The sequence below is a fragment of the Vibrio sp. Vb0888 genome (assembly GCF_033338835.1).
Classification (GTDB): domain Bacteria; phylum Pseudomonadota; class Gammaproteobacteria; order Enterobacterales; family Vibrionaceae; genus Vibrio; species Vibrio alginolyticus.
This window is the reverse complement of record NZ_JAWOTL010000044.1, coordinates 1-3,785: the sequence shown is the minus strand read 5'-3', so window position 1 is coordinate 3,785 and position 3,785 is coordinate 1. Positions and strand designations below refer to the sequence as shown.

Sequence of the window (3,785 nt, the reverse complement as noted above, 5' to 3'; positions counted from 1 at the left end):
CAGTTACCTTGCTCATCGATAGAGAACGTACCCCAGTTGCCATCTTGAACGTCGGTTTGCGGTTGGAAGACCGCTTCACCTGCATCAGGGTCATCCACGTTTAAGTTGCCGCCAGTGGTCAGCGTTACGTCTTCTTGAACCGCGCCTTTGTCATCGCCCGGTTGATCAGGTGTGATGACCGCTTTGTCGTCTGAGCCCGTGATCGTCACGACCACGTCATGAGTCGTGCCATCTGCAGACGTCACTGTCATGGTGCGAGTCACCGGATCGCTATCGGCGTCTAACGCTTGCACGTCTGGATGATTATTGTTCAGCTCATAGGTCCAGTTACCTTGCTCATCGATAGAGAAAATACCCCAGTTACCGTCTTGAACGTCCGTTTGGGGTTGGAAGACCGCTTCACCTGCATCAGGGTCATCCACGTTTAGGTTGCCACCTGTGGTAAGCGTTACGTCTTCTCTTACTGCCCCCACATCGTCACCATCAATTAACGCTGAGGAGTTACTACTATCTATTTCAGTAGAACGATGCACGTCAGGTAAAACATTGGTATCGCTCTGCTCACTGTCTAAACCTGAAGTTTCAAAAAACGTACTTGCCAGAAGTTCAGCCCCTGAACGTTCAATTGTTCCGGAATTGGTTAAGCTAGAACTTAATTGCTCACCTGCAGCAGTAGCGTATTCTTCTCCTAATTCTGTAGGGTCATCACCTTGCGCAACGGCTTTAATGATTTCCTCAACCTCAGGAGATATATCTGAATTTGTATCACTGCGCTCTAATGAGGCATGCGCAGGTAGAGAATCACCATTCAACGTATCCACGACAATCTCACCCGGAAGTAGGTTCTCCTTAGATTCAACTACTCTAATATGACCATCTTTACCGATTACAACATACTTATCCGTCGTTGAATTTGACTTTCCAACCAAAGTTATTACCCCATTTAACAGATGAAATAACCCCTCCCCTTGACTAAATCAGGCAATGAGAATTATTTCAGGCAGTGATACATTTAGTTAATAGTTTATCATTATTTGCTCAATGTACAACATGCACTTGTTCCCACAATAAGTTTCATGTTTTAAAGTGGTTTTATTTTGCCCCAGAAAGTCATATGCTACGCGGCTTATTTTTAGGGACTTTGTTCCAGCGATTACATTTTTTAAAATGATGGCTTAAATTAACCAAGCCAGATTTGATACAAACGTTTTCTTTAATATATCCGGTTCTTAAAGTTTCATTATTGAGACAATAAATTAAAGATAATTAGCGTTGCCAATTATTTGGGGAGACTTCTTTTGAAGCTTAGTAGTATTAGTGTTGTTTGTTTTGGTTTGTTAATACCTCTTCATTCCAGTGCACAAACATTAGAGCAAGCCGTAGCGGTTACATTTGCAACCAACCCAGAGATCAAAAGTGCGTTCAATGAATATATGAGTAAACGCTACATCATTGATCAATCCACTGGTGCATACAAACCGACCATCGATTTAGACGCAGGTATCGGTTATGAGGGCATAGATCCAGCGAACTCCGCAGATAGAACCGACATGACCCGTAAAGAAGCTGCAATTACATTTAGCCAGTTGATTTGGGATGGTTCTAAAACTCTTTACGATATCGATCGCACATCAGCAGACGCTGAATCGGTACGTTATCAATTGCTTGCTGATGCTCAAAATATTGCCCTACAAGTTGCTAAAGCGTATCTGGATGTAATTAAGGCACAGCAGTTCATTACTCTTTCAGAAAGCAACTTAAATACGCACGAGCGTATTTATACTGACATCAAAAAACGCACAGAATCAGGAATAGGCTCAGTCGCCGACTTGACTCAAGTTGAAGGTCGCCTAGCAAAAGCTCACAGCAATTTACTAGCTGCACAAAATAACTACAAAGATGCGCAAACCACATTTATTCGATTAGTGGGTGAAAACCCTCAGGATCTAATCTTTCCACGCGCAGACCAAAACTTTATTCCCGACTCCTTGGATGAGGCCAAAAATCAAGCTTTTGAAAACCACCCAGTGATAAAGATAGCTTTAGCAGATGTCGACTCTGCAAGATACCAGTACCAGCAAGCAGATGCGAACCACTATCCAGTAGTTTCCGTTGAAGCAGCACAAAACTGGCGTGATGATGCAGGAGGTATTGAAGGTAACAGTTCTGAAACCACTGCTATGCTTCGCGTCCGCTATAACCTATATAATGGCGGCAGAGATTCAGCAAACACTGATAGTATGGCCTACCAGCTCAACAAAGCGAAAGACCTACGTGAACGTGCCTACCGAAGTGTTGAGCAAGAGCTTAGTCTCTCTTGGAGTGCTTTAGAATTGACTGGCAAACAAAAAACCTTTCTAAGCCAACATGTTGGTTCAATGTCAGACACCGTTGTTGCTTATCAAAAGCAGTACCGCATTGGTAAACGTACATTGCTTGATTTGCTCAATACTGAAAATGAGCTATTTGAATCCCGCAAAAACTACCTCGAAACGCAGTTCGATCAACAATACGCTAAATACCGAACTCTAACTTCTACAGGAAAACTTCTTGATGCATTGCGCGTCGATATTCCGCAAGAATGGACTCAGCCAGTAGAGTACTAAACACAATGAAAAACAATACCTTAATATTTCTAGCTCTATCAACAATGAGCCTAAATAGTGCATTTGCGACTGATAAGTTCGATTACATCCCTACTCCGGAGCACATTCAAGTCGCTGACCTTCATGACGTAGATAACGATGGCGTAATCAATGCTCGTGATCTATGTGCGAATACCCCAGTTGGTGCCGAAGTAGATAATGATGGCTGCGAAACCTACCTAAACAAAGAAGAACAGTATCAACTTAAGATTTTGTTTGCTAATGATTCAGACAGCATTAATCCAGTATTCCAACGTAAGATTACTGAATTAGCAGCATTCCTTAAGAAGTACCCTACGACTTCTATCGAAATACAGGGTTACGCAAGTAAAGTTGGTACCGCAGCTTACAACCTTGAGCTATCACGCCGCCGAGCAAGTAACGTACGCAACCTATTAATTAAGCAAGGTATTTCAGAGGACAGGTTAACTATTGTTGGCTTTGGTGATACCCATTTAGCTAAATTGGGGACAGATGATGTCAGCCACGCTTTAAACCGTCGTGTAACCGCTACCGTCATTGGCCATAAAGGCATGGTTAAAGATGAGTGGACGATATTTACTACCTTTCCCAAGGTAAACTAACACCCCTGCCTCTGGCCAGTTTTCATCAATGGCTAGAGGCATCTTCTATAGGGGCTTGATGAAACAGATATCAGTACATTTTACTGACTTAAACTAAAGCTAATCACCACCATTCATTTAGAGAATTGAGCTCCGTACGAAATTAAGAACCATCTAATTAATATAGTTGTAACTTACTTTAGAAAATATTATTAACTTATTTAATTATAAAAAATAAAAGCTGTCAGATAAAAATAGAAGTAACATATTTCACTTAAACAAGTGATTGCACTTTTTCGAACGAGTTACAGTGAGAAGTCTTAGCTAATCCAAAACTAGTGGTTGGTTATTTTACATACTAAAGTCGAGTGTCGCATTCCTATCTATTTACAAACTATGGCGCTGCAAAATGACCGAAACATGCCTTCGCAGATTGAGTCAGTTATTAAATCATTATAATCATTCGCAATTGCATCAAGTAAGCTTAGATGAGTTAGAAAGGCTTTGTTGCTTAAATCGATGGAACTAAATCAAGAAGCTACGATCTGATCGGCTACACCCATTAATCGTCGTAGCC

3 protein-coding genes are annotated in these 3,785 nt (G+C 41.6%); 2 read left to right on the top strand and 1 reads right to left on the bottom strand.

Annotated features, from left to right (window positions below; translation table 11 throughout):
- The coding region (locus tag R7P72_RS23540) for a VCBS domain-containing protein (RefSeq protein WP_318110773.1) at positions 1-929 on the bottom strand (929 nt) is incomplete at its 3' end.
- Between the two features lie 369 nt (positions 930-1,298).
- Here R7P72_RS23540 and R7P72_RS23535 point away from each other — a divergent pair.
- Both R7P72_RS23535 and R7P72_RS23530 read left to right on the top strand, forming a co-directional pair.
- On the top strand, positions 1,299-2,606 hold the full coding sequence (locus R7P72_RS23535; RefSeq protein ID WP_025576708.1) for a TolC family outer membrane protein: 1,308 nt from the start codon (positions 1,299-1,301) through the stop codon (positions 2,604-2,606).
- A gap of 5 nt (positions 2,607-2,611) precedes the next feature.
- Complete coding sequence (locus R7P72_RS23530; protein WP_025576707.1) at positions 2,612-3,229, top strand: OmpA family protein; 618 nt, start codon at positions 2,612-2,614, stop codon at positions 3,227-3,229.
- The last annotated feature ends 556 nt before the right edge of the window (positions 3,230-3,785 follow it).